Consider the following 25,499-nt stretch of genomic DNA (forward strand, 5'->3'; position numbering starts at 1 on the left):
GATATGAAGTGGACAAAAAGAATAACCCGATTTGCGATTAGAAACCGTAAATCTCCAGCAGAAAACCGTAAAATAGTAGGGAAGTACATCAGCTTGTTAGCTGTCGTACTTTTCGCTGTCTTTTTGGTTAATTTTGCTGTTATTATCGGGAGTGGTAGTAAATTTGGAACGGATCTAGTCAAAGAGGCCAAGAAAGTTCACCAAATAACCCGTACAGTCCCTGCCAAACGTGGGACTATTTATGACCGAAATGGAGTCCCGATTGCTGAGGACGCAACCTCCTATAATGTCTATGCTGTTATTGATAAAAAATACAAATCAGCAACTGGTAAAATTCTTTATGTAGAAGATGCCCAGTTTAATAAGGTAGCAGAGGTTTTCCATAAGTATCTGGATATGGACGAGGCTTATGTTAAAGAACAATTGTCTCAACCGAATCTGACTCAAGTTTCTTTTGGTGCCAAAGGAAATGGGATTACCTATGCCAATATGATGGCTATTAAAAAGGATTTGAAAGACGCTAGTGTTGAAGGAATTGACTTTACAACTAGCCCTAACAGAAGCTATCCAAATGGACAATTCGCTTCTAGTTTTATTGGTTTAGCTCAACTCCATGAAAATGAAGATGGGAGCAAGAGTTTGCTGGGAACTTCTGGGATGGAGAGTTCCTTGAACAGTATTCTTGCAGGGAAAGACGGTATTATTACCTATGAAAAAGATCGTCTGGGTAATATTGTCCCTGGAACAGAACAAGTTTCCCAGCAAACGGTAGATGGCAAGGATGTTTATACAACTATTTCCAGCACCCTTCAGTCCTTCATGGAGACCCAGATGAATGCCTTTCAAGAAAAAGTAAAAGGCAAGTATATGACAGCAACCTTGGTCAGTGCCAAAACAGGGGAAATTCTTGCAACAACGCAACGGCCGACCTTTGATGCCGATACTAAGGAAGGGTTGACCAAGGACTTTGTTTGGCGTGATATCCTCTATCAAAGCAACTATGAGCCAGGGTCAACTATGAAGGTCATGACACTAGCTGCTGCTATTGACAATAACACTTTCCCAGGAGGAGAAGTTTTCAATAGTAGTGAATTAAAAATAGCGGATGCGACAATTCGAGATTGGGATGTTAATGGTGGTTTGACGACTGGTGGGATGATGACTTTCTTACAAGGTTTCGCTCACTCCAGTAATGTTGGAATGAGTCTACTTGAACAAAAAATGGGAGATGCTACTTGGTTGGATTATCTAAACCGCTTTAAGTTTGGGGTGCCGACGCGTTTTGGTCTGACTGATGAGTATTCAGGTCAATTGCCTGCAGATAATATTGTTGATATTGCCATGAGTGCATTTGGTCAGGGGATTTCTGTAACGCAGACCCAGATGCTACGTGCTTTTACAGCCATTGCCAACGATGGAGTTATGCTGGAGCCAAAATTTATAAGTGCTATTTATGATACTAACAATCAGTCTGTACGAAAGTCTCAAAAAGAGATTGTAGGAAAACCTGTATCTGAAGATGCAGCAAGCTTGACTCGTACTAACATGATATTAGTTGGGACGGACCCTCTATATGGAACTATGTATAATCACCAAACAGGAAAGCCAATTATAACAGTTCCTGGACAAAATGTAGCAGTTAAATCCGGTACGGCTCAAATCGCTGATGAGAAAAATGGAGGCTACTTGGTTGGTTCTACCAATTATATTTTCTCAGTTGTGACTATGAATCCTGCTGAAAATCCTGATTTTATCTTGTATGTAACGGTTCAACAGCCTGAGCATTATTCAGCTGTCCAGTTGGGAGAGTTTTCCAATCCAATCTTGGAGCGGGCTTCAGCGATGAAAGAATCTCTGAACCTTCAATCTCCAGCTAAGAATTTAGATCAAGTGACGACAGAATCTTCGTATGCAATGCCTAGCATCAAGGATATTTCACCTGGTGATTTGTCGGAAGCCTTACGTCGAAATGTTGTGCAACCAATCGTTGTTGGTACTGGAACAAAGATTAAAGAGACTTCTGTAGAAGAAGGAAAAAATCTTGCACCAAACCAACAAGTTCTCCTTTTATCGGATAAGGTAGAAGAAATTCCAGATATGTATGGCTGGAAAAAAGAGACTGCTGAGGCCTTTGCTAAATGGTTGGATATTGAGCTAGAATTTGAAGGTTCAGGTTCCGTCGTCCAAAAGCAAGACGTTCGGACCAATACAGCTATCAAAAACATTAAAAAAATTAAATTAACTTTAGGAGATTAACATGATTAGTTCCATCAGTGCTGGAATTGTGACATTTTTACTAACTTTAGTGGGAATTCCGGCCTTCATCCAATTTTATAGAAAGGCGCAAATTACAGGCCAGCAGATGCATGAGGATGTCAAACAGCACCAGGCAAAAGCTGGGACTCCTACAATGGGGGGGCTTGTTTTCCTCATTGCTGCAGTTGTTGTGAGTTTCTTCGTCGCTCTGTTTTCAAAACAATTGACCAATAATGTCGGTATGGTTTTGTTTATTTTGGTCTTGTATGGTTTGGTTGGTTTTTTAGATGACTTCCTCAAGGTCTTCCGTAAAATCAATGAGGGCCTTAATCCCAAACAGAAATTGGCTCTTCAGCTGCTAGGTGGCGTCATTTTCTACCTTTTTTATGAGCGTGGGGGCGATATGCTCTCTGTCTTTGGCTACCAAGTGCATTTAGGGATTTTCTATATTATCTTCGCTCTTTTCTGGCTAGTCGGTTTTTCAAACGCAGTCAACTTGACAGATGGTATTGACGGTCTAGCTAGTATTTCCGTTGTGATTAGCTTGTCTGCCTATGGAGTTATTGCCTATGTGCAAGGTCAGATGGATATCCTTCTAGTGATTCTTGCCATGATTGGTGGTTTGCTTGGTTTCTTCGTCTTTAACCATAAGCCTGCTAAAGTCTTTATGGGGGATGTGGGAAGTTTGGCCTTAGGTGGAATGCTGGCAGCTATCTCTATGGCCCTCCACCAAGAATGGACTCTCTTGATTATCGGAATTGTTTATGTCTTTGAAACAACTTCGGTTATGATGCAAGTCAGTTATTTCAAACTGACAGGTGGTAAACGTATTTTTCGTATGACGCCTGTGCATCATCATTTTGAGCTTGGAGGATTGTCTGGTAAGGGAAGTCCTTGGAGCGAGTGGAAGGTCGACTTCTTCTTTTGGGGAGTGGGGCTATTAGCAAGTCTCTTGACCCTAGCAATTTTGTATTTGATGTAAGAATGGCACCCTGACGTTTCAGGGTGTTTTTGCATTCTAAAAAATATTGGTCAATTAAAGTCAAAATCCTTGACCTTTTCTGACTAATGTAGTATATTATAAACGTAAGGTAAATGAAAGCCTTACTAGAACACTTATTTAAAGTAAAGTAGAAAGAGGTGTGTCTATGTTTAATCTAGAAATCTTCAGAAGTAAAGATAGTCTACTCCTGCTTGAAAAAGAAAAACCAGAAATAGTACGTAGAGTAGCGATTTAGCTAGTCTAAATTTTTTAAAACAAAGGTCAAAGATAGTCAATATCAGTAATTATAACTAAGTAAACAAAAAGAGGTAAAGAATATGAACAACAACTTTAATAATTTTAACAACATGGATGATTTATTTAACCAATTAATGGGTGGTATGCGAGGATACAGTTCTGAAAATCGCCGTTACTTAATTAATGGACGCGAAGTCACACCTGAGGAATTTGCTCACTATCGTGCGACTGGTCAATTGCCAGGAAATGCAGAAACTGATGGACAAATGCCACAACAGGCTTCAAGTATGAAACAAGACGGTGTCCTTGCAAAACTAGGTCGAAACTTGACTGCAGAAGCGCGTGAGGGCAAGCTGGATCCTGTTATCGGACGAAACAAGGAAATTCAAGAAACATCTGAAATTCTTTCACGCCGTACTAAGAATAATCCTGTTTTGGTCGGAGATGCAGGTGTTGGTAAGACAGCAGTTGTCGAAGGTCTTGCTCAAGCGATTGTGAATGGTGATGTTCCAGCTGCTATCAAGAATAAGGAAATTATTTCAATTGACATCTCTGGTCTTGAGGCTGGTACTCAATACCGTGGTAGTTTTGAAGAAAACGTTCAAAACTTAGTCAATGAAGTGAAAGAAGCAGGGAATATTATTCTCTTCTTTGATGAAATTCACCAAATTCTCGGTGCTGGATCTACTGGAGGTGACAGTGGTTCTAAGGGACTTGCAGACATTCTTAAGCCAGCCCTCTCTCGTGGAGAATTGACAGTGATTGGGGCAACGACTCAAGATGAATACCGTAACACCATCTTGAAGAATGCAGCTCTTGCTCGTCGTTTCAACGAAGTCAAGGTCAATGCTCCTTCAGCAGAGGATACATATAAAATCCTTCAAGGAATTCGTGATCTCTATCAACAACACCACAATGTTATCTTGCCAGATGAAGTTTTGAAAGCGGCAGTGGATTATTCTATTCAATACATTCCTCAACGTAGCTTGCCAGATAAGGCTATCGACCTTGTGGACGTAACGGCAGCTCACTTGGCAGCTCAGCATCCTGTAACAGATGTGCATGCTGTTGAACGAGAAATCGAAGCGGAAAAAGACAAGCAAGAAAAAGCAGTTGAGGCAGAAGATTTTGAAGCAGCTCTAAACTATAAAACACGCATTGCAGAATTGGAAAAGAAAATCGAAAACCACACAGAAGATATGAAGGTGACTGCAAGTGTCAACGATGTAGCTGAATCTGTAGAACGAATGACGGGAATTCCAGTTTCACAAATGGGAGCATCAGATATCGAACGTTTGAAAGATATGGCTCATCGTCTGCAAGACAAGGTAATCGGTCAAGACAAGGCGGTAGAAGCGGTAGCTCGTGCTATCCGTCGTAATCGTGCCGGTTTTGATGAAGGCAATCGCCCAATAGGTAGCTTCCTCTTTGTAGGACCAACTGGGGTTGGTAAGACGGAACTTGCTAAGCAATTGGCGCTCGATATGTTTGGTACTAAGGATGCTATCATCCGTTTGGATATGTCTGAATACAGTGACCGCACAGCCGTTTCTAAGCTAATTGGTACAACAGCAGGCTATGTGGGTTATGATGACAATAGCAACACCTTAACGGAACGTGTTCGTCGCAATCCTTACTCTATCATTCTCTTGGATGAAATTGAAAAGGCTGATCCTCAAGTGATTACCCTTCTCCTCCAAGTATTGGATGACGGTCGTTTGACAGATGGTCAAGGAAATACGGTGAACTTCAAGAACACTGTTATTATAGCGACATCAAATGCTGGATTTGGCTATGAAGCCAACTTGACAGAAGATGCGGACAAACCAGAATTGATGGACCGTTTGAAACCATTCTTCCGTCCAGAATTCCTTAACCGCTTTAACGCAGTCATTGAGTTCTCACACTTGACGAAGGAAGACCTTTCTAAGATTGTGGATTTGATGTTGGCTGAAGTCAACCAAACCTTGGCTAAGAAAGACATTGATTTGGTAGTCAGTCAAGCGGCTAAGGACTATATTACAGAAGAAGGTTATGACGAAGTCATGGGTGTTCGTCCGCTCCGTCGCGTGGTTGAACAAGAAATTCGTGATAAGGTGACAGATTTCCACTTGGATCATTTAGATGCTAAACATCTGGAAGCAGATATGGAAGATGGTGGTTTAGTTATTCGTGAAAAAGCCTAAGACAGAGTTTTGAGAATAAAAAAGAAGGAGCCAGCTGAAAAACTGGTTCCTTTTGTGTTTAGATCACATGACGCTCAAAGGCATCATCTGAAATCCCTTGTTCTAGAATGAGTTTTGCCCATTCTTTAGCAGAAAAGAGGCTGTGATCCTTGTAGTTTCCGCAAGATTCGATGGTTGTCCCTGGAACATCTTCCCAAGTAGTAGTTTCAGCGATTTCTTTGAGCGAATCCTTGATAACAGCCGCGATTTCAGCACTGGTGTGACGTCCCCACATAATCATGTGGAAACCAGTACGGCAACCGAAGGGTGAGCAGTCAATCATGCCGTCGATGCGGGTACGGATGAGTTTGGCTAAGAGGTGCTCGATAGTGTGAAGGCCAGCAGTAGGGATAGAGTCTTCATTGGGTTGCACTAAACGAATATCATAATTGGAGATGACATCTCCTTTTGGTCCAGTTTCTTCCCCAATCAAGCGGACATAAGGTGCTTTAACAATAGTGTGGTCAAGTTCAAAACTTTCAACAATAACTTCTTTTGACATGATAAATCCTTTCAGTTTTCTTCTTTCATTATATCATAAAGGTTGCTCCTGAGACAGAGAGAAAACCTCTCCGAGAGTGGAGAGGCTCAAATCGTTACTTACGATATAAGCGGTCGTATTGGTAGTAAGGGTCAAAGGTTACGTTGATACCCAGTTTACGAAGGACATTCTTGTCTTCATCAGTCAAGATGATGGTTGAATGGGCTTCGCTTCCTTTGAGGTTGCCAAGTTCTTCCATAGCACGAGCAGCATCAGGATTTTCTGTAGCTGTGATAGCAAGTGCAATCAGGATTTCATTTGAATGCAGGCGTGGATTGCGGCTACCGAGATGAGCGATTTTAAGACCTTGGATTGGCTTAACAACTTCAGGCTCGATTAGTTTGACTTCCTTGGCAATGTTAGCTGATTTCTTGATAGCGTTGATCAAGGCAGCGGCTGTAGGGCCAAAGAGCTCTGAGTTCTTACCAGTGACAATTTCTCCGCTTGGCAATTCAAGGGCTAGGGCTGGTCCGCCAGTTTCTTCTGCTTTTTGGCGTGCAGCAACAGCAACCTTACGGTCTGCAGGTGTGATGCCGAGGTCGTTCATGAGTAACTCGATTTTCTTGACAGCAGATTCGCCCACTTTTTCGGCTTTGAAATCAAGAACAGTCTGATAGTAGCGGCGGATGATTTCTTGTTTAGAAGCTTCGACAGCAGCTTCATCATCTGTAATAGCGAAACCAACCATGTTGACACCCATATCTGTTGGAGAAGCGTATGGAGATTTACCAAGGATACGTTCTAACATGCGCTTGAGCACTGGGAAAATTTCGATATCACGGTTGTAGTTGACAGTGGTTTCTCCGTAGGTTTGAAGATGGAAAGGGTCAATCATGTTGACATCATCAAGGTCAGCTGTGGCAGCTTCATAAGCCAAGTTAACTGGATGATGAAGGGGAAGATTCCAAACTGGGAAGGTTTCAAATTTAGCGTAGCCAGACTTGATACCATTGATTTGGTCGTGGTACATATTGGACATACAGGTTGCCAATTTTCCAGAACCAGGTCCAGGAGCAGTTACGACGATCAAGTTGCGACTGGTTTTGATGTAGTCATTTTTCCCCATACCTTCAGGAGAAATGATGTGGTCCATATCCGTCGGATATCCTTTGATTGGATAATGAAGATAAGAATCAATTCCATTTTTCTCAAGCTGGTTGCGGAAGGCATCTGCAGCTGGTTGGCCAGCGTACTGTGTGATGACAACAGAGCCAACAAAAATTCCCAATTCATTGAATTTATCAATCAGACGAAGAACTTCTTGGTCATAAGAAATGCCCAAGTCACCACGTGCTTTGGAATGTTCGATGTTGCTAGCATTAATGGCAATCACAACCTCAACCTGCTCTTTCAATTCTTGCAAGAGTTTGATTTTGTTGTCAGGCTCATAACCAGGAAGGACGCGAGCAGCGTGGAAATCTTCTAACATTTTGCCACCAAACTCCAAGTAGAGCTTGCCGTCAAATTGGTTAATGCGCTCCAAAATGTGGTCGCGCTGTAGATTCAAATATTGTTCAGAACTAAAAGCTTGTTTTTTCATTTTTTTACCTCTGACCTCTATTATAATAAAAAATTGGAAGTTAGGAAACTATGGACTTAAAAAAGGAATCAAAAAGATTAGGCAAACGCTTGCACAAAATTCCAAAAAGCGCTATCATAGACTGTAGATTATTAAAATAATGAGGTAAGAAAATGCAAGAAAAATGGTGGCACAATGCCGTAGTCTATCAAGTCTATCCAAAGAGTTTTATGGATAGCAACGGAGATGGAATTGGCGATTTGCCAGGAATTACCAGTAAGTTAGACTATCTAGCCAAGTTAGGAATCACAGCGATTTGGCTTTCTCCCGTTTATGATAGCCCTATGGATGATAATGGCTACGATATTGCTGATTATCAAGCGATTGCAGCTATTTTCGGGACCATGGAAGACATGGACCAACTGATCGCGGAAGCTAAGAAGCGTGATATTCGTATCATCATGGACTTGGTGGTCAATCATACCTCTGATGAACATGCTTGGTTTGTAGAAGCTTGTGAAAATCCTGATAGCTTTGAGCGAGATTACTATATCTGGCGGGATGAGCCTAATGACCTTGATTCTATCTTTAGTGGATCTGCTTGGGAATACGATGAAAAATCAGGTCAATACTATCTCCACTTTTTCAGCAAGAAACAGCCTGATCTCAACTGGGAAAATGAAAAACTTCGCCAGAAAATTTATGAGATGATGAACTTCTGGATTGATAAAGGTATTGGTGGTTTCCGGATGGATGTTATTGATATGATTGGGAAAATTCCTGACGAGAAAGTAGTCAATAATGGTCCTATGCTTCACCCCTATCTCAAGGAAATGAATCAGGCTACCTTTGGAGATAAGGATCTCTTGACAGTAGGGGAGACTTGGGGAGCAACGCCAGAAATTGCTAAGCTCTACTCGGATCCAAAAGGGCAAGAGTTGTCTATGGTATTCCAGTTTGAACATATCGGTCTTCAGTATCAGGAAGGTCAGCCTAAATGGCACTATCAAAAAGAGCTGAATATCGCTAAGTTAAAAGAAATCTTCAACAAATGGCAGACAGAATTAGGAGTTGAGGACGGCTGGAATTCGCTCTTCTGGAACAATCATGACCTTCCTCGTATCGTCTCAATCTGGGGAAATGACCAAGAATACCGCGAAAAATCTGCCAAAGCCTTTGCAATCTTACTTCATCTCATGAGAGGAACTCCTTATATCTACCAAGGTGAGGAGATTGGGATGACCAACTATCCGTTTGAAACACTGGACCAAGTAGAAGATATTGAATCCCTCAACTATGCGCGTGAGGCTCTTGAAAAAGGTGTTCCGATGGAAGAAATCATGGACAGTATCCGTGTCATTGGTCGTGACAATGCCCGTACCCCTATGCAATGGGACGAGAGCAAAAACGCTGGTTTCTCAACAGGTCAACCTTGGTTGGCAGTGAATTCAAATTATGAAGCAATCAACGTTCAAGAAGCGCTGGCAAATCCAGATTCTATTTTCTATACCTATCAGAAACTGGTTCAAATCCGTAAGGAGAACAGCTGGCTGATTCGAGCTGACTTTGAACTCTTGGGAACAACTGACAAGGTCTTCGCCTATATCCGTAAAGATGGGGACCGTCGTTTCCTAGTTGTGGCCAACTTGTCCAATGAAGAGCAAGACTTGACAGTAGAAGGAAAAGTCAAATCTGTCTTGATTGAAAACACCACGGCTCAGGAAGCCTTTGAAAAACAAATCTTAGCTCCATGGGATGCTTTCTGTGTAGAATTACTATAAATATTTTTTACAGAAAAATTTAAAATTGAAATCGTATAAAAACAAGGGAGGACTGTATGAAAGACAGAAATCCTTTGTTTTTTTATGACTAAAGTTTATAAACTTCCATTCTCAAAATTCAATTAACTTTACAAATTCCCACTATTTTGGTAAAATAAATATATGTTATAAAAACTAACATAAAGGAGAAAAAAGATGAATACAAAAAAGCGTGTACTTGGCGCAGGCCTGACTTTTGCGGCTACCTTGCTTTTAGCTGCTTGCGGACAATCTGGTTCAGATACAAAAACTTACTCATCAACCTTTAGTGGAAATCCAACTACATTTAACTATTTATTAGACTACTACGCTGATAATACAGCTATTATTACCAACCTAGTTGATGGTTTGCTTGAAAATGACAATCATGGAAACCTAGTTCCATCTTTGGCAGAAGACTGGTCTGTTTCAAGCGACGGTCTGACTTATACCTATAAACTGAGAAAAGATGCCAAATGGTTCACGGCTGACGGTGAAGAGTACGCCCCAGTTAAGGCACAGGATTTTGTGACAGGGATAAAGTACGCAGTGGACAATAAATCACAGGCCATTGACTTGATTCAAAATTCGATCAAGGGCTTGAATGATTATATTACAGGAGCGGATTCTGACTTTTCTAAGGTTGGGGTGAAGGCAATCGACGACCAGACTGTTGAGTATACTTTGTCACGCCCAGAACCTTACTGGAACTCAAAAACAACCAACAGTATTCTTTTCCCGGTAAATGAAGAGTTTTTAAACTCAAAAGGGAAAGATTTTGGTACTCTATCTCCAGATAGCATTCTTTACAGTGGACCTTATTTGTTAAAAGATTTCACATCAAAATCATCGATCGAGTATGTGAAAAATCCGCATTACTATGATCATGACAAAGTATCAATTGAACACGTGAAATTGGCTTATTTTGATGGTTCAGACCAAGAATTGACTATCCGTAACTTTGAAAGTGGAGCCTATTCAATCGCTGGGGTTTATCCAAATAGTTCTAACTTTGCTAAGACCAAGGAAAAATATAAGGATAATATCGTTTATAGCTTGCAGGACAAGACTTCTTGGTACTTCAATTTCAACGTTAACCGTAAGGCTTACAACCATACGTCTAAAACGACAGATGAGCAGAAAAAATCAACTGAGACAGCTGTCTTGAACAAGAACTTCCGTCAAGCGGTGAACTTTGCCTTGGATCGTGCAGCTTATTCTGCCCAGTCAAATGGGGAAGAAGCAGCTAGTAAGACCCTTCGTAACACCCTAGTACCTCCTACATTTGTCCAAGTGGGAGACAAGACCTTTGGAGAAGTAGTTGCTTCTAAATTGGTCAACTATGGCACAGAATGGTCAGGTATTAACTTGGCAGATGCTCAGGATGCCTACTTTAACAAAGAAAAAGCCCAAGCAAAATTTGCGGAAGCTAAAAAAGAATTGGCAAGTCAAGGTGTGACTTTCCCTATTCACTTGGATGTTGCAGTTGATCAGACAAGTAAAAATGCCGTGACAGGCATGAACTCTGTTAAACAGACTCTTGAGTCAGTCTTGGGTGCTGATAACATTGTTATTGATGTTCAACAACTTTCAACAGATGATTTTAATAATGTAGCCTTTTTAGCGCCAACACCAGCTGATCGTGACTATGATTTGAACTTTGATGGTTGGGTAGGTGACTACCAAGATCCGTCAACTTATCTTAATCCTTTCAATGCAGAGGATGGATTCTATCTCAAAATCTTTGGTCTAGATGCTCAAGAAGATAAAGCTAAGATTGCTAGCTTGGGTCTAGATACTTACACCAAGATGCTCAAAGATGCAGATAGCGAAAATAAAGATGTAGCCAAACGCTATGAAAAATATGCTGAAGCACAGGCTTGGATGATTGACAATTCTCTGATTATGTCAGCCATGTCAAGTGGTGGTACAGCATCTGTAACCAAAGTAACGCCATTTACAAGAGGCTATTCACTGGTCGGTATCAAGGGTGACGGCAATAACTACAAGTACATGAAACTGCAAAAAGATACTGTGACAACCAAACAGTATGAAGAAGCTAAGACCAAATGGGAGCAAGAAAGCAAAAAAGCAATCGAAAAAGCTCAAAAAGAAGCAGAAAATCATGTTAAATAAATGAACGAGGTTCCGTAAGGAACCTTGTTTTGATGTGTACGACGGGCATGTCGTGCATCTGAGGTGTAAGTCCTCCGTGGGCACCCGCTACCGGTGAACCCAATAGCGATTCCCAAGCCTGACTATCGTGAGGTAGCGGGGAGAGGAAGGGATAGCGAAATCGTGGCTCTACGAACAGGAACGTGATAGTAAGGCGTATATAGCGGATAAGGAGGCGCGAAACTCTAAAGTCCAAAAGGTAGTCGTAACCTATATGCGTAAATCACGAGAGTAAACGAGGAAAGATGTACAACTTATCCCGTGAGGTCTCATGAGCGCTGAAAGCGTAAAAAAGAATTATAAAATTATGAAAAATAAGAGTTTATTTTCCAACAGTATCACATTTTATGTTATAATTTAGTTGTTAATTTTATTTTGGGGACTATGACTATGAAAAAAGTTTCAGAGAAATCACTTTTCTCAATTGTAGGTAGTATAAAACAACACTCCTTATTTATATTTCTTACCACAATTGTAGCTGTTATAAATTTGTTTTTTTCATTTAGTTCATTATGGAATAAATTAAATGGCTATGTTATTTTCTGGTTAGTATTTTCAATTATTATCATTTCAGCTCTTTTGTATAAATTGGTAGACGTATGGAATAAATATCAAATCTATAATAAATTTGCTAACAATGTCCATTCTTTTATGAAAGATACAGTTTTAACTGATGTTGAGTTTTTATCTAAATTAGAAAAAGAAGATGACAGATTTGTAAGTGCACCTATTCAGGACTTTTTACCTGAACTTACTGAAGAAAATCTACTAAAAGAATTTGAAATATTTAGTAAGAAGTATAGTTCATGGAGTAAAGAATACTTCAAAGCGATTTTTGACGAAGAGCTTGAAATATTAATCAAAGAGTTTTTAGGTAGTGAGGCGGAAATAACTCTACAACTACTAACAAAAGAGTATAAATATAACCAAGAGAATTATTACTACGATTCGTTTGTTGAAAAGAAACGAAAAAGCATTAAAAACAGTTCTCCCAGAATGTTAAATGATACTATGGAAGCGCTCATACACTTTAAAGAGAATAAAACGACTTATATGATTAGAAATGACTATACAGTTTTGATTCCTCTAACAACTATAAATATGCACAATGAAACCCCTACAATTTTTGGATTTGTAAGTTTTGCTTTTCAATACAAGATTAAAGATTTTCCAATTAAATTCAATTTATTAATTGATTGCCTTATTGCAAAATGTGAAGATATATGCTATTATATTAAGACCTTGGGAAATTCATATACACTATTTTATGTTAAATTATATTCTTTAGTAAAAAACGCTAAAGGACCAAAAGAAGAATATATAGAAAAAGTTAGTAATATGTTAACCGAAATGGATTTTCTGGAATGTATTTTTAAAGATTTTTCGACAGGAGTAAATGAAGATGTGTGAAATTAAAATTGGCAACAAGACGATAAAATTAATAGATGTTGATAAAGAATATAGTCCGATGCTAAACAAAAGAATAGCATCTATTCAGTCTGAGATCATAAAGGAACAGAAAGCAAAAACACTAAAACAGTTGATTTCTGTCCATTAATTATTAGACCCATAATTGGGTCTTTTATTATGGCTTCAAGCTTCCATTTATTTTTCCAAGTATAATCTAATTGTTCAGGTTAGATAAAGGAGGAAAAATAAATGGCTAAAACCAGTTACAGTTTATCACATACCAAATGGATGTGCAAATATCATATAGTATTTACACCTAAGTATCGCCGTAAGGCGATATATTACAAAGTCAGGTCGGATTTGATAGATATTATTAAATATCTATGCGGTTGTCGTGGCGTGGAGATTATCGAAGGTCATATGATGCCAGACCATGTACACCTGCTTGTACTGATACCTCCTAAACTTTCGATTTCCGATTTTATGGGGTATCTCAAGAGTAAAAGTGCATTGATGATATTTGATAAGCACGCTAATTTAAAATATAGGTATGGAAATCGAAAGTTTTGGGCTAGGGGATACTATGTAAGTACCGTTGGACTAAACGAAAAGACCGTAGCTAAATATATTCGCGAGCAGGAAAAGAATGACATTGCACTCGATAAGCTGAGTGTAAAAGAACTAAGCGACTATATAAACTAGGTAAATGTAGAACTTACCGTAAAAAAGTGATATAATAGTAGCATTAAATGTATAGGTGTTAATCATGAGTAGACGTTTTAAAAAATCACGTTCACAGAAAGTGAAGCGAAGTGTTAATATAGTTTTGCTGACTATTTATTTATTGTTAGTTGGTTTTTTACTGTTCTTAATCTTTAAGTACAATATACTTGCTTTCAGGCACGTTAATATAGTAGTCGCAGTTTTTGCTTTAATGGTGGCTGTGATTGCCGCAATGTTAATAATTTATAAAAAAGCAGAAAAGTTCACGATTTTCTTTTTAACACTTGCTGTGTTAGTGAGTTCAGTTTCTGTATTTGCTCTGCAACAATTTGTAGGATTTACAAGTCATATTAATGCAACTTCAAATTATTCAGAGTATTCCCTCAGTGTTGTTGTTTTAAAGGATAGCGATATCAATAATGTTGCCCAATTATCTAGTGTTATGGGGCCAACAGATACGGATAATGAGAATATTCAAAAGTTAATAGCTGATATTAAGACGAGTCAAAATAAGGATTTGACAGTTGATAAAAGTACTTCTTACTTGTCAACTTATAAAAGTTTGATTTCTGGAGAAGCCAAAGCTATTGTCTTAAATAGTGTATTTGAGAATATTATTGAGGCAGAGTATCCAGACTATGCTTCTAAAATTAAGAAAATTTACACTAAAAAAATGACCAAGGATGTTGAGACCCCTAAGGTATCTAAAGATCGCTTCTTTAATATCTATGTCAGTGGTATTGATACTTACGGTGCCATTAGTTCAGTTTCACGCTCAGATGTCAATATCCTGATGACGGTCAATAGGGATACGAAGAGAATCCTTCTTACAACAACTCCACGAGATTCATATGTTCCTATTGCTGATGGTGGAAACAATCAAAAGGATAAATTGACTCATGCTGGTATATACGGGGTTGATTCATCTATTCATACCCTAGAGAACCTTTATGGTATAGATATTAATTATTATGTTCGTTTGAATTTCACCTCATTTTTGAAATTGATTGACCTATTGGGAGGAGTAGATGTTTATAACGATCAAGAATTTACAGCTCTACATGGGAAGTTCCATTTTCCAGTGGGAAATGTCCATCTAGACTCTGAGCAAGCTCTAGGTTTTGTGCGTGAACGCTACTCACTAGCCGATGGAGACCGTGATCGTGGTCGCAACCAACAAAAGGTTATTGTAGCAATCATTCAGAAGTTAACTTCTACAGAGGCATTGAAAAACTATAATAGTATTCTTCAAGGATTGCAGGATTCCCTTCAGACAAATATGCCGATTGAGACTATGATGGATCTAGTGAATACTCAATTGGAAAGCGGAGGAAACTATAAAGTAAATTCTCAAGATTTAAAAGGGACAGGTCGGATGGATCTTCCTTCTTATGCAATGCCAGACAGTAGTCTCTATATGATGGAAATAGATGAGAGTAGTTTAGCTGCAGTTAAAGTAGCTATACAGGATGTGATGGAGGGTAGATAAAATGATAGACATCCATTCGCATATCGTTTTTGATGTAGATGATGGGCCAAAGTCGATAGAGGATAGCAAGGCGCTTTTAAGAGAAGCTTATAATCAAGGAGTTCGAATGATTGTGTCTACTTCGCATCGTCGAAAAGGGATGTTTGAGACTCCAGAAGAAAAAATTGCAACAAATTTTCTTAAGGTTCGTGAAATTGCAAAAGAAGTAGCAGATGATTTAGTCATTGCTTATGGCGCAGAGATATACTATACTCTGGATGTTCTAGAAAAGCTAGAAAGAAAAGAAATTCCTACTCTTAATGATAGCCGTTATGCTTTGATTGAGTTTAGCATGCATACTCCCTATCGTGAGATTCATACGGGCTTGAGCAATATTTTGATGTTGGGAATAACACCAGTAATTGCTCATATTGAACGTTATGATGCTTTAGAGAATAATGAAAAACGAGTTCGTGAACTGATTGATATGGGGTGCTATACTCAGATAAATAGTTATCATGTTTTAAAACCTAAGTTCTTTGGTGAAAAATATAAATTCATGAAAAAGAGAGCTCGGTATTTTTTAGAACGTGATTTAGTTCATGTAATTGCAAGTGACATGCACAATTTAGACAGCAGACCTCCATATATGGAACAGGCATACGATATCATTGCTAAGAAATATGGAGCGAAAAAAGCGAAAGAACTTTTTGTAGATAATCCCAGAAAAATTATAATGGATCAATTAATTTAGGAGAAAATATGAATAATCAAAACACTTTGGAAATCGATGTATTGCAACTATTCAGAGCTTTATGGAAAAGAAAGTTAGTCATTTTATTAGTGGCAATAATAACTTCTTCAGTTGCTTTTGCCTACAGTACTTTTATTATCAAACCTGAGTTTACTAGTACGACTCGGATTTATGTAGTTAACCGTAATCAGGTAGAGAAGTCTGGTTTAACCAATCAAGACTTGCAGGCAGGATCATACTTGGTTAAAGACTATCGTGAAATTATCCTATCGCAGGATGTTTTGGAGAAAGTTGTTTCTGATTTGAAACTAGATTTGACGCCAAAAGGTTTGGCTAATAAAATTAAAGTGACAGTACCAGTTGATACTCGTATTGTCTCTATTTCAGTTAATGATCGAGTTCCTGAAGAGGCAAGCCGTATCGCTAACTCTTTGAGAGAAGTAGCTGCTCAAAAAATTATCAGTATTACTCGTGTTTCTGATGTGACAACACTGGAGGAGGCAAGACCGGCTATATCACCATCTTCGCCAAATATTAAACGCAATACACTAATTGGTTTTTTGGCAGGGGGGATTGGAACCAGTGTTATAGTTCTTCTTCTTGAACTTTTGGACACTCGTGTGAAACGTCCAGAAGATATCGAAGATGCATTGCAGATGACGCTTTTGGGAGTTGTACCAAACTTGGATAAGTTGAAATAGGAGAGAGAGATGCCGACATTAGAAATAGCACAAAAAAAACTGGAGTTCATTAAGAAGACAGAAGAATATTACAATGCCTTGTGTACAAATATACAGTTGAGCGGAGATAAACTAAAAGTAATTTCCGTTACTTCTGTTAACCCTGGGGAAGGAAAATCAACTACTTCCATAAATATAGCATGGTCTTTTGCGCGTGCAGGCTATAAAACTCTTTTGATCGATGGCGATATTCGAAATTCAGTTATGTCAGGAGTTTTTAAATCTCGTGAAAAAATTACAGGGCTAACAGAATTTTTATCTGGGACAACGGATTTATCTCACGGGTTATGCGATACAAATATTGAAAATTTATTTGTAGTTCAATCGGGATCTGTATCACCAAACCCTACAGCCTTGTTACAAAGTAAAAATTTTAATGATATGATTGAAACATTGCGTAAATATTTTGATTATATCATTGTTGATACAGCACCTATTGGATTTGTTATTGATGCAGCAATTATCACTCAAAAGTGTGATGCGTCCATCTTGGTAACTGCAATGGGTGAGGCGAATAAGCGTGATGTCCAAAAAGCGAAACAACAATTAGAGCAAACAGGAAAACCATTTTTAGGTGTCGTTCTCAATAAATTTGATGTTCAACGTGAAAAATATGGTTCTTACGGTGGTTATGGTAATTATGGTAAAAAATAACCTAGGGAAGATTTTATGGATGAAAAAGGATTAAAGATTTTTCTGGCAGTATTACAGAGTATTATTGTCATTTTATTGGTTTATTTTCTTAGCTTTGTTAGAGAGACAGAAATTGAACTTTCTTCGATGGTTATACTATACTTTCTCCACTTTTTTGTATTCCATTTTAGTTCCTATGGTAACAATTTTTTTAAAAGAGGGTACCTAGTTGAGTTTAATAGTACTATAAGATATATTTTTTTCTTTGCAATAGCTATAAGTGTATTAAACTTTTTTATAGAGGAACGGTTTAGTATCTCTAGAAGAGGAATGGTATACTTCTTAACTTTAGAAGGAATATCCTTATACTTGTTAAATTTCTTAGTAAAGAAATATTGGAAGCATGTATTTTTCAATCTAAAAAATAGCAAGAAAATGTTACTGTTAACAGTAACAAAAAATATAGAAAAAGTTCTTGATAAATTGCTAGATTCTGATGAACTTTCATGGAACTTGGTAGCAGTAAGTGTTTTGGATAAATCTGATTTTCAACATGATCAAATACCTGTGATTGAAAAGGAAAAAATTATTGAATTTGCAACGCATGAAGTTGTGGATGAGGTGTTTATCAATCTTCCGGGAGAGAGCTACGATATTGGAGAAATTATCTCTAAGTTTGAGACAATGGGGATAGATATAACTGTCAATCTTAATGCATTTGATAAGAATTTGGGTCGAAATAAACAAATTCATGAGATGGCAGGATTGAATGTAGTCACTTTCTCTACAAATTTTTATAAAACTAGTCATGTGATTTCAAAGAGAATTCTCGATATTTGTGGTGCCACTATCGGCCTTATTCTTTTTGGTATAGCTAGTCTAGTTTTAGTTCCATTGATTCGTAAAGATGGCGGACCAGCTATTTTTGCTCAAACTCGTATAGGGAAAAATGGTCGACATTTTACCTTTTATAAATTCCGTTCGATGCGGATCGATGCTGAAGCTATCAAAGAACAGTTGATGGATCAAAACACGATGCAAGGTGGTATGTTTAAGATGGACAATGATCCTCGTGTTACAAAAATTGGTCACTTTATTCGTAAAACCAGTTTGGATGAATTGCCACAATTTTGGAATGTCTTTATAGGAGATATGAGTTTGGTGGGGACGCGTCCACCGACAGTAGACGAGTATGATCAGTATACTCCAGAACAGAAACGTCGACTCAGCTTTAAACCTGGTATTACAGGCTTATGGCAGGTTAGTGGTCGTAGTAAAATAACCGATTTTGACGATGTTGTAAAATTAGATGTGGCTTATATTGATAATTGGACAATCTGGAAAGATATTGAAATTTTGTTGAAAACTGTTAAAGTTGTATTTATGAGAGATGGAGCGAAGTGATTTCTGCACGTCCATCATATTAGGAGAGAAATGAAAAAGTCAGTTTATATCATTGGTTCAAAAGGAATTCCTGCTAAGTATGGAGGATTTGAAACTTTTGTTGAAAAATTAACAGCCTTTCAACAAGATAAGGCTATCCAATATTATGTGGCTTGTATGCGTGAAAACTCTGCAAAATCAGGGATTACTGAAGATGTTTTTGAACATAATGGTGCTATCTGTTATAACGTCGATGTTCCCAATATTGGTCCAGCGCGAGCCATAGCATATGATATAGCAGCAATTAATAAAGCGATTGAAATTGCTAAAGAAAATAAGGATGAAGCTCCAATCTTCTATATATTAGCTTGTCGAATCGGTCCGTTCATCCATGGAATTAAGAAAAAAATCCAAGCGATAGGTGGGACTCTTCTAGTTAATCCAGATGGTCACGAGTGGTTACGAGCTAAGTGGAGCGCTCCAGTTCGTCGTTATTGGAAAATTTCCGAAGGTCTTATGGTCAAACATGCAGATCTTTTAGTGTGTGATAGTAAGAATATTGAAAAATATATCCAAGAAGATTATAAACAGTATCAACCTAAGACAACCTATATCGCTTATGGGACTGATACAACACGCTCCATATTAAAGAGTAGTGACGAAAAAGTACGTTCTTGGTTCAAAGAGAAGAATGTTTCTGAGAACGAGTATTATCTAGTTGTAGGACGATTTGTTCCAGAGAATAACTATGAATCTATGATTCGTGGCTTTTTGGCTTCTAACTCTAAGAAGGACTTTGTTTTAATTACAAATGTAGAGCAGAATAAATTTTATAATCAGTTGTTGGCAAAAACTGGTTTTGATAAAGATCCACGAGTAAAATTTGTAGGGACAGTCTACGACCAAGAACTTCTGAAGTATATTCGTGAGAATGCCTTTGCTTACTTCCATGGGCATGAAGTGGGGGGGACAAACCCTTCGCTACTGGAAGCATTAGCATCAACAAAGTTAAATTTACTACTCGATGTTGGTTTTAATCGTGAAGTTGGGGAGCAAAGTGCGATCTATTGGAAAAAAGACGAACTATCACAAGTGATTGAGGAAGTTGAACAATTTGATGAAAAAATGATTGATGAGTTAGATAGACAATCAAATCAGAGAATTGCGGATGCTTTCACTTGGGAAAGGATTGTTACAGACTACGAGAATTTATTTAAAAAATGAAAATATTACATTATACTTTAGGATTTCAACCCCAGCGAACAGGTGGCTTGGTTAAATATGCTGAGGATTTAATACTAGAGCAAATTGCTCAAGGTCATCAAGTGACTGCCCTATATCCGGGTAATATTCGGTTACTTTCGAAAAAAGTAGGAATAAAGAAGGTATCATCAAGACAGTTTGAGTGTTACGAACTGCTTAATAGCTTACCTTTGGCTCTATTTGGGGGAATATCCAGTCCAATTGCTTTCATGACCCCTTGTGACAAAAATGTTTATAGTACTTTTTTAGAAGAAGTACAACCCGACATTATCCATATTCATTCGTTTATGGGATTGCATAAAGAATTCATCGAAATTGCTAAAAACATGAACATTAGAGTTGTTTTTACGAGCCATGATTATTATGGATTAGCGCCCGTACCTCATTTCTATTTTAATGGGGTGGATTATAGTGATAATAATACAAACTTGGCTTGGAATATCATGTCTTCTAATGCCTTAAGTGTAGAAAAGTTGCGATTCTTTCAAGTTCCATTTTATCCAACTATTCGTAAGTTTTTGAAACTATTGGGAAAAAATCCAAAATCAAAAAATAATCTAGTTATTCGAGAAATATTTGAGGAAAAGAATTATAGTGAACTTCGACACTATTATAATGAGATGTTTCACTTAATAGATGGTTATTTGTTTAATAGTAGTCTAACAAAGAATGTATATGAGCAAAATGAAATTAAACCAACTCAGAGTACAGTATTATCTATAACGAATAGTTCAATTAAACCTCATCAGAGATTAACAACTACAAATAATAAAATTAGAGTTGCTTATATTGGTCCAGATGAAGAATATAAAGGATATTTTGATTTTATTGAGTTTGCTAAAACTTTAGACCTAGAGTTATACGAAGTTGCAACTTATGGTCACTTTCCAAATGAAGAATGTCCTTCATTCATTGAACAAAAAGGATATTTTACCAAGGAAACGATTGATAGTGTCTATGAAAATATTGATATTCTTATTGTTCCAAGTAAGTGGAAGGAGACATTTGGATTGATAACAGTAGAAGCATTATCCTATGGGGTAAATGTTTTTGTGAGTGAAAATGTTGGATCAAAAGACTTACTTCCAGAAACACATGTTTTTAAAAATCAGAATGACTTAGTAGTTAAAGTTATAGAAAATGATATAGAAAATACAAAATTAAAAACTATAGATGAACACTCGAAAGAAGTGATTCAGTATTATGAAAGAGTGATAAATGATAGTTGAGAGCTTAATAAAAAAGATTACTGGAAAAGCAGTAGACATTCACCCTGATGTACCCATGGCGTATATACTACAAAGAGGTATGAACTATGGTTTTGGACTCTTTCGTGGATTTGTACGTGGAATCGGATTTGGTCAAAAGGGGAAGCGTTTATTCATTGGACAAGGAGTTTCTATCTTAGCAAAGCGTAAATTATTTGTTGGGAAAAATGTTCGAATTGGTAAAAAGGTGTCTATAGATGCACTGTCGAAAGAAGGAATCCATTTTGCAGATAATGTGAAGATTGGAGATTATTCTCAAATTATTGGAACAGGATCTATAAAAAATATGGGGATTGGCTTGAAAGTTGGTAAGAACTCATCTTTTTCAGAATATAGTTTATTTGGTTCTGCTGGAGGTATCACAATTGGTGATAATGTTATCGCAGGTCAGAATGTTCGTTTTCATGCTGAAAATCATAATTATAGTGATTTAAATAAACTTATTGTTGAACAAGGTGTATCTCGAAAGGGAATATCAGTAGGACATAATTGTTGGATTGGTGCTGGAGCTGTTTTTTTGGATGGGTCCAGCATTGGTTCAGGTTGTGTTGTTGGAGCGAATGCTGTTGTCACTAAGCAGTTTCCAGATAATGTTATCATAGGTGGAGTACCAGCTAGAATACTGGCCTATAGATAGTGTTTAACTATTTCTGAAAGGAAGAGAATTTATGCCTACATTTAGTGTAGTTGTTCCAGTTTATAATGTAGAGAATTATTTATCTCAATGTTTAAATACTCTTGTAAATCAGTCTTTTAAAGATTTTGAACTTATCTTGGTAAACGATGGTTCTACTGACACATCTGGAAGTCTTTGTGAAGAATGGGGGAAAAAAGATCATCGGATAAAAGTAATACATAAAACCAATGAAGGTCTTGGTTTTGCACGTAACACAGGTATTGAAAATTGTACAGGAGATTATATTGTCTTTGTTGATTCGGATGATTATGTCTCATATGAGATGCTTGAAATTTATGATACATACTTACAACGTTTTAATGCAGACGTGATTTATAGTGAAAATTTTTATCGAGTGGATAATAAAGGAAATATTATAGGACCACTTGATCAGAGCCTAGATTCCATTTTTTATAAAAATGATTCAATTTTCACAGAACTTTTACCAGATGTAATATCTTCACCACCAGAATTTATTGGAGATGGAAAGATAGGTGTTTCAGTGTGGAAAGGGGTATATAAACGTTCTTTGTTTAAGGATAAAGGGCTATTATTTCATTCGGAAAGAGAATTCATTTCAGAAGATGCTATTTTTCAAATTGATTGTTTAAAATTAGCAACATCCGCCCTTGTTATCCCAGATATTTTATACTACTATCGTGAAAACTTTGGTTCTTTAAGTATGAAATATAAAGAAGATCGATTTGAGTTGGATAAAATCTTGTATAACGAGCAATTAAAAAGAGTTAAGGGATTACCTAATCAAGAAATTTTGGAAGAAAGAATCGAGAGAATTTTAATTGCTAATATTCGTTTATGTATTTTTCAGGAATCCTTATATAAAAGTTCTAGAATTCATAAACGCTTGCAAAGAATTAGACAGATTTGTAAGGATCCTATCTCAAAAGCAGTTTTGTATCACTATCCAATCCATCGTTTACCTTTTCCTAAACGTTTGATCTGTGTATTAGCTAAGTATAATATGTCGATGTTGCTTTTAGCTTTAACCTTATTAAAATATCGGAATCGGAGTGTATAGATTTTATGGCGATGAATATAGAAAAATTAAAACTATCTTTAAAAAATGGAACGTTTTTTCCTGTTGTTATTCACGCCTTACGTAACCGTTGGCCCTTGTGGTGGATTCGGAGTAAGGCTATTCGAGAAGTGCAACTTGAAGATAGGGCCTACAGAATACTAAAAAAGAAATACGGTTCTTTAATTTCAAACCCTTTTGATAAATCATACTTATCAGAAAAAGTTCCCAAGCAAATCTGGATTTGCTGGTTTCAAGGTATGGAGAATGCTCCAGATTTGGTGAAATCATGTTATAAGTCTGTTAAAAGAGAATTTCCAGATTATAAAATTACAGTATTAACGGCTCAGACTATTCAACAGTATGTAACAATTCCTGAAGAAATTTTGTATAAGTGGAATAAAGGTATCATAAATAACGCAAATTTTTCAGATGTTTTGCGTGTTGAGATTTTATCTAAATATGGAGGTATTTGGTTAGATGCCACAGTTTATTGCACTGGTAGTACAATTAAGGAATTAATTGAAAAAAATCCATTTTTTATGTATAAGAGTCTATCTTCAATCGAAGAAAATATTTCATCATCAAGCTGGATGATTGCTTCAACAGCAAATCACCCTTTAATACTATCTGTGAAGAAGTTGCTAGTAGAATATTGGTGTAGAGAGAATATTGCAATACATTATTTTGTTTTTCATTTGCTGTTCACGATTGTAGCTGAACATTATTCGGATGTTTGGCAGTCTGTACCCACCTATACGAACGCAGCACCACATATAATGGTTGATGAATTAAATAATGATTTTTCAAAGGAACGTTACCAGCAATTATGTCAAATTTCTGATTTTCATAAATTAAATTATAAAAAAAATTACAATGATAAATCTGAGAGCTTGTACAGTTACTTACTGAATCAGTAGAGGGGAGAATCTTGCCTAGTTTAAAGAAAAACATTGTTTACAATGTCTTATATCAGATCTTAGCTGTAATAGTACCGTTTATTACCTCACCTTACTTAGCGCGTGTGTTAGGTGCAGAGCAAATTGGAGTTTATTCTTTTACCTATTCTATTGCTTTTTACTTTATGATTCTGTCCATGTTGGGGATTTCTAATTATGGGAATCGGACAATAGCACAGGTACGAACAAGTAGAGAACATTTGAATCAGGAATTTTCGAATATTTACGCGGTTCAGTTAACGTGTTCACTAGTTATGACCGTCTCATATTTGATTTATGCAACAGTATTTGTGAATAGTTTTCAGATTGTAGCCTATATCCAAGTATTACATGTTTTATCGTATGCAACAGATGTTAGTTGGTTTTTTTATGGTCTTGAAGAGTTTCGTATTACAGTTGCTAGGAATTCATTTGTTAAATTATTGACTTTAATATCTATCTTTACATTTGTAAAAAGCCCTAATGATATCTATTTATATACCTTTATAATGGCAGGGAGTACCCTGCTTGGTCAGTTGATTACATGGCCATTTTTGTTAAAACAAGTAAACTTTGTGCGCCCTAGTCTTGGAAAAATAAAGAAACACATGAAACCTATTATTATTTTATTTTTCCCCGTCTTAGCGGTTAGTATTTTTTCGTTTCTAGATAAAATAATGCTTGGAATGTATAGTAGTTTGAAGGAAACTGCTTTTTATGAGAATTCAGATAAGATCATTAGTATTCCAAAAGCTCTGATTCAAGCCTTTGGAGCTGTAATGTTGCCTCGAACAGTACATTTACTGAGTATAGGTGATGAACAAAAAAGTTTAGAATATGTTGATAAAACGATGTGGATCGTTTTAGTGATTACAATGGGCTGTGCTTTCGGTTTAGCAGGAGTTTCTGCAACCTTTGCTCCTGTTTATTGGGGTGAAGAATTTAGGACAAGTAGCCAAATTATTGCAGGAATGACACCGGCTTTAGTATTTTCGGCTTTTGGAAATGTCATCCGAACTCAGTTTTTAATTCCACGAAGTTTTGACAAGGAATATACGGTATCTTTGCTTTATGGAGCCGTTGTTAATATTTTGATTAATATTATTTTGATTCCGAAGATAGGAGCAATGGGAGCTGTTATAGGAACAATTGTTGCAGAGTTAGTTCTATGTTGCTATCAAACGTGGATCGCTAGAAATTATTTACATATCAGAGAATATCTGATAAATGCTGGGATATTATTTCTTATTGGTTCAGTAATGTATATGGTCTTAATTCTTATTTCAAGTATTTTACCTACATCGCTACTTACACTTATTATTGAAATTATAGTCGGAGCTTTTATTTATATTAGTTTATTGATTTTGTACATCTTTTCTTCAAAAAACAGGGTAATTATTGGTTTACGAACAAATTTTTTAGAACGTACTCATTTATTTAAAAGGAAGTAAT

20 protein-coding genes are annotated in these 25,499 nt (G+C 37.0%); 18 read left to right on the forward strand and 2 right to left on the reverse strand.

Annotated elements, in window-relative coordinates:
• Positions 1–3: 3 nt before the first annotated feature.
• The 3 genes from pbp2X to ACN076_RS02915 all read left to right on the forward strand — a co-directional run bounded on the left by pbp2X (position 4) and on the right by ACN076_RS02915 (position 5,682).
• On the forward strand, positions 4–2,256 hold the full coding sequence (pbp2X, locus tag ACN076_RS02905; protein ID WP_261048430.1) for a penicillin-binding protein PBP2X: 2,253 nt from the start codon (positions 4–6) through the stop codon (positions 2,254–2,256).
• Position 2,257: 1 nt separating this feature from the next.
• A complete protein-coding gene (gene mraY, locus ACN076_RS02910) occupies positions 2,258–3,238 on the forward strand; it encodes a phospho-N-acetylmuramoyl-pentapeptide-transferase (protein WP_261048427.1) in 981 nt (326 codons plus the stop codon).
• A gap of 338 nt (positions 3,239–3,576) precedes the next feature.
• A complete protein-coding gene (locus ACN076_RS02915; protein WP_420790088.1) occupies positions 3,577–5,682 on the forward strand; it encodes an ATP-dependent Clp protease ATP-binding subunit in 2,106 nt (701 codons plus the stop codon).
• A 58-nt stretch (positions 5,683–5,740) separates the two neighbouring features.
• Here the strand turns inward: ACN076_RS02915 and ACN076_RS02920 are convergent, their stop codons facing one another.
• Both ACN076_RS02920 and ACN076_RS02925 read right to left on the reverse strand, forming a co-directional pair.
• Entirely contained in the window at positions 5,741–6,223 is a 483-nt protein-coding gene (locus tag ACN076_RS02920) for an S-ribosylhomocysteine lyase (RefSeq protein ID WP_000032562.1), read from the reverse strand.
• Positions 6,224–6,317: 94 nt separating this feature from the next.
• Complete coding sequence (locus ACN076_RS02925) at positions 6,318–7,802, reverse strand: DUF1846 domain-containing protein (protein ID WP_261048397.1); 1,485 nt, start codon at positions 7,800–7,802, stop codon at positions 6,318–6,320.
• Positions 7,803–7,954: 152 nt separating this feature from the next.
• On the opposite strand from ACN076_RS02925, the gene ACN076_RS02930 reads away from it, so the two are divergent.
• The 15 genes from ACN076_RS02930 to ACN076_RS03000 all read left to right on the forward strand — a co-directional run bounded on the left by ACN076_RS02930 (position 7,955) and on the right by ACN076_RS03000 (position 25,498).
• Positions 7,955–9,562, forward strand: coding sequence for a glycoside hydrolase family 13 protein (locus tag ACN076_RS02930; protein WP_420790089.1), 1,608 nt, complete (start codon positions 7,955–7,957; stop codon positions 9,560–9,562).
• A gap of 195 nt (positions 9,563–9,757) precedes the next feature.
• Positions 9,758–11,716: a peptide ABC transporter substrate-binding protein gene (locus tag ACN076_RS02935; protein ID WP_420790090.1), complete on the forward strand. Its 1,959-nt coding sequence runs from the start codon at positions 9,758–9,760 to the stop codon at positions 11,714–11,716.
• A 429-nt stretch (positions 11,717–12,145) separates the two neighbouring features.
• Complete coding sequence (locus ACN076_RS02940; protein WP_420790091.1) at positions 12,146–13,165, forward strand: hypothetical protein; 1,020 nt, start codon at positions 12,146–12,148, stop codon at positions 13,163–13,165.
• 249 nt (positions 13,166–13,414) lie between these two features.
• Positions 13,415–13,867, forward strand: a complete 453-nt coding sequence (tnpA, locus tag ACN076_RS02945; protein ID WP_061758843.1) for an IS200/IS605 family transposase — start codon at positions 13,415–13,417, stop codon at positions 13,865–13,867.
• Positions 13,868–13,931: 64 nt separating this feature from the next.
• On the forward strand, positions 13,932–15,377 hold the full coding sequence (locus ACN076_RS02950) for an LCP family protein (protein WP_420790092.1): 1,446 nt from the start codon (positions 13,932–13,934) through the stop codon (positions 15,375–15,377).
• A 1-nt stretch (position 15,378) separates the two neighbouring features.
• Positions 15,379–16,110, forward strand: coding sequence for a capsular polysaccharide biosynthesis protein Cps4B (gene cps4B / locus ACN076_RS02955; protein ID WP_261038749.1), 732 nt, complete (start codon positions 15,379–15,381; stop codon positions 16,108–16,110).
• Between the two features lie 8 nt (positions 16,111–16,118).
• Positions 16,119–16,811: a capsular polysaccharide biosynthesis protein CpsC gene (gene cpsC, locus ACN076_RS02960; RefSeq protein WP_420790093.1), complete on the forward strand. Its 693-nt coding sequence runs from the start codon at positions 16,119–16,121 to the stop codon at positions 16,809–16,811.
• A gap of 9 nt (positions 16,812–16,820) precedes the next feature.
• On the forward strand, positions 16,821–17,504 hold the full coding sequence (locus tag ACN076_RS02965; RefSeq protein WP_420790094.1) for a tyrosine-protein kinase: 684 nt from the start codon (positions 16,821–16,823) through the stop codon (positions 17,502–17,504).
• Positions 17,505–17,519: 15 nt separating this feature from the next.
• Positions 17,520–18,887, forward strand: a complete 1,368-nt coding sequence (locus ACN076_RS02970; protein WP_420790095.1) for a sugar transferase — start codon at positions 17,520–17,522, stop codon at positions 18,885–18,887.
• Between the two features lie 30 nt (positions 18,888–18,917).
• Positions 18,918–20,090, forward strand: a complete 1,173-nt coding sequence (gene cps2T / locus ACN076_RS02975; RefSeq protein ID WP_033680706.1) for a beta 1-4 rhamnosyltransferase Cps2T — start codon at positions 18,918–18,920, stop codon at positions 20,088–20,090.
• A complete protein-coding gene (locus ACN076_RS02980; RefSeq protein WP_033680705.1) occupies positions 20,087–21,358 on the forward strand; it encodes a glycosyltransferase family 4 protein in 1,272 nt (423 codons plus the stop codon). The genes cps2T and ACN076_RS02980 overlap by 4 nt, the downstream gene beginning before the upstream one ends.
• Positions 21,348–22,034 carry an acyltransferase gene (locus ACN076_RS02985; protein WP_033680704.1) on the forward strand — a complete coding sequence of 229 codons (687 nt, stop codon included), beginning with the start codon at positions 21,348–21,350 and terminating at the stop codon, positions 22,032–22,034. The genes ACN076_RS02980 and ACN076_RS02985 overlap by 11 nt, the downstream gene beginning before the upstream one ends.
• Before the next feature lie 31 nt (positions 22,035–22,065).
• Positions 22,066–23,112 carry a glycosyltransferase family 2 protein gene (locus ACN076_RS02990; protein WP_033680703.1) on the forward strand — a complete coding sequence of 349 codons (1,047 nt, stop codon included), beginning with the start codon at positions 22,066–22,068 and terminating at the stop codon, positions 23,110–23,112.
• A gap of 5 nt (positions 23,113–23,117) precedes the next feature.
• Positions 23,118–24,029 (forward strand): capsular polysaccharide synthesis protein, encoded by a 912-nt coding sequence (locus ACN076_RS02995; RefSeq protein ID WP_101785388.1) that lies wholly within the window; start codon positions 23,118–23,120, stop codon positions 24,027–24,029.
• Positions 24,030–24,040: 11 nt separating this feature from the next.
• Complete coding sequence (locus ACN076_RS03000) at positions 24,041–25,498, forward strand: oligosaccharide flippase family protein (RefSeq protein ID WP_033680702.1); 1,458 nt, start codon at positions 24,041–24,043, stop codon at positions 25,496–25,498.
• Position 25,499: the final 1 nt, after the last annotated feature.

This window comes from Streptococcus sp. K0074 (genome assembly GCF_048843365.1).
GTDB classification, from domain to species: domain Bacteria; phylum Bacillota; class Bacilli; order Lactobacillales; family Streptococcaceae; genus Streptococcus; species Streptococcus mitis_BM.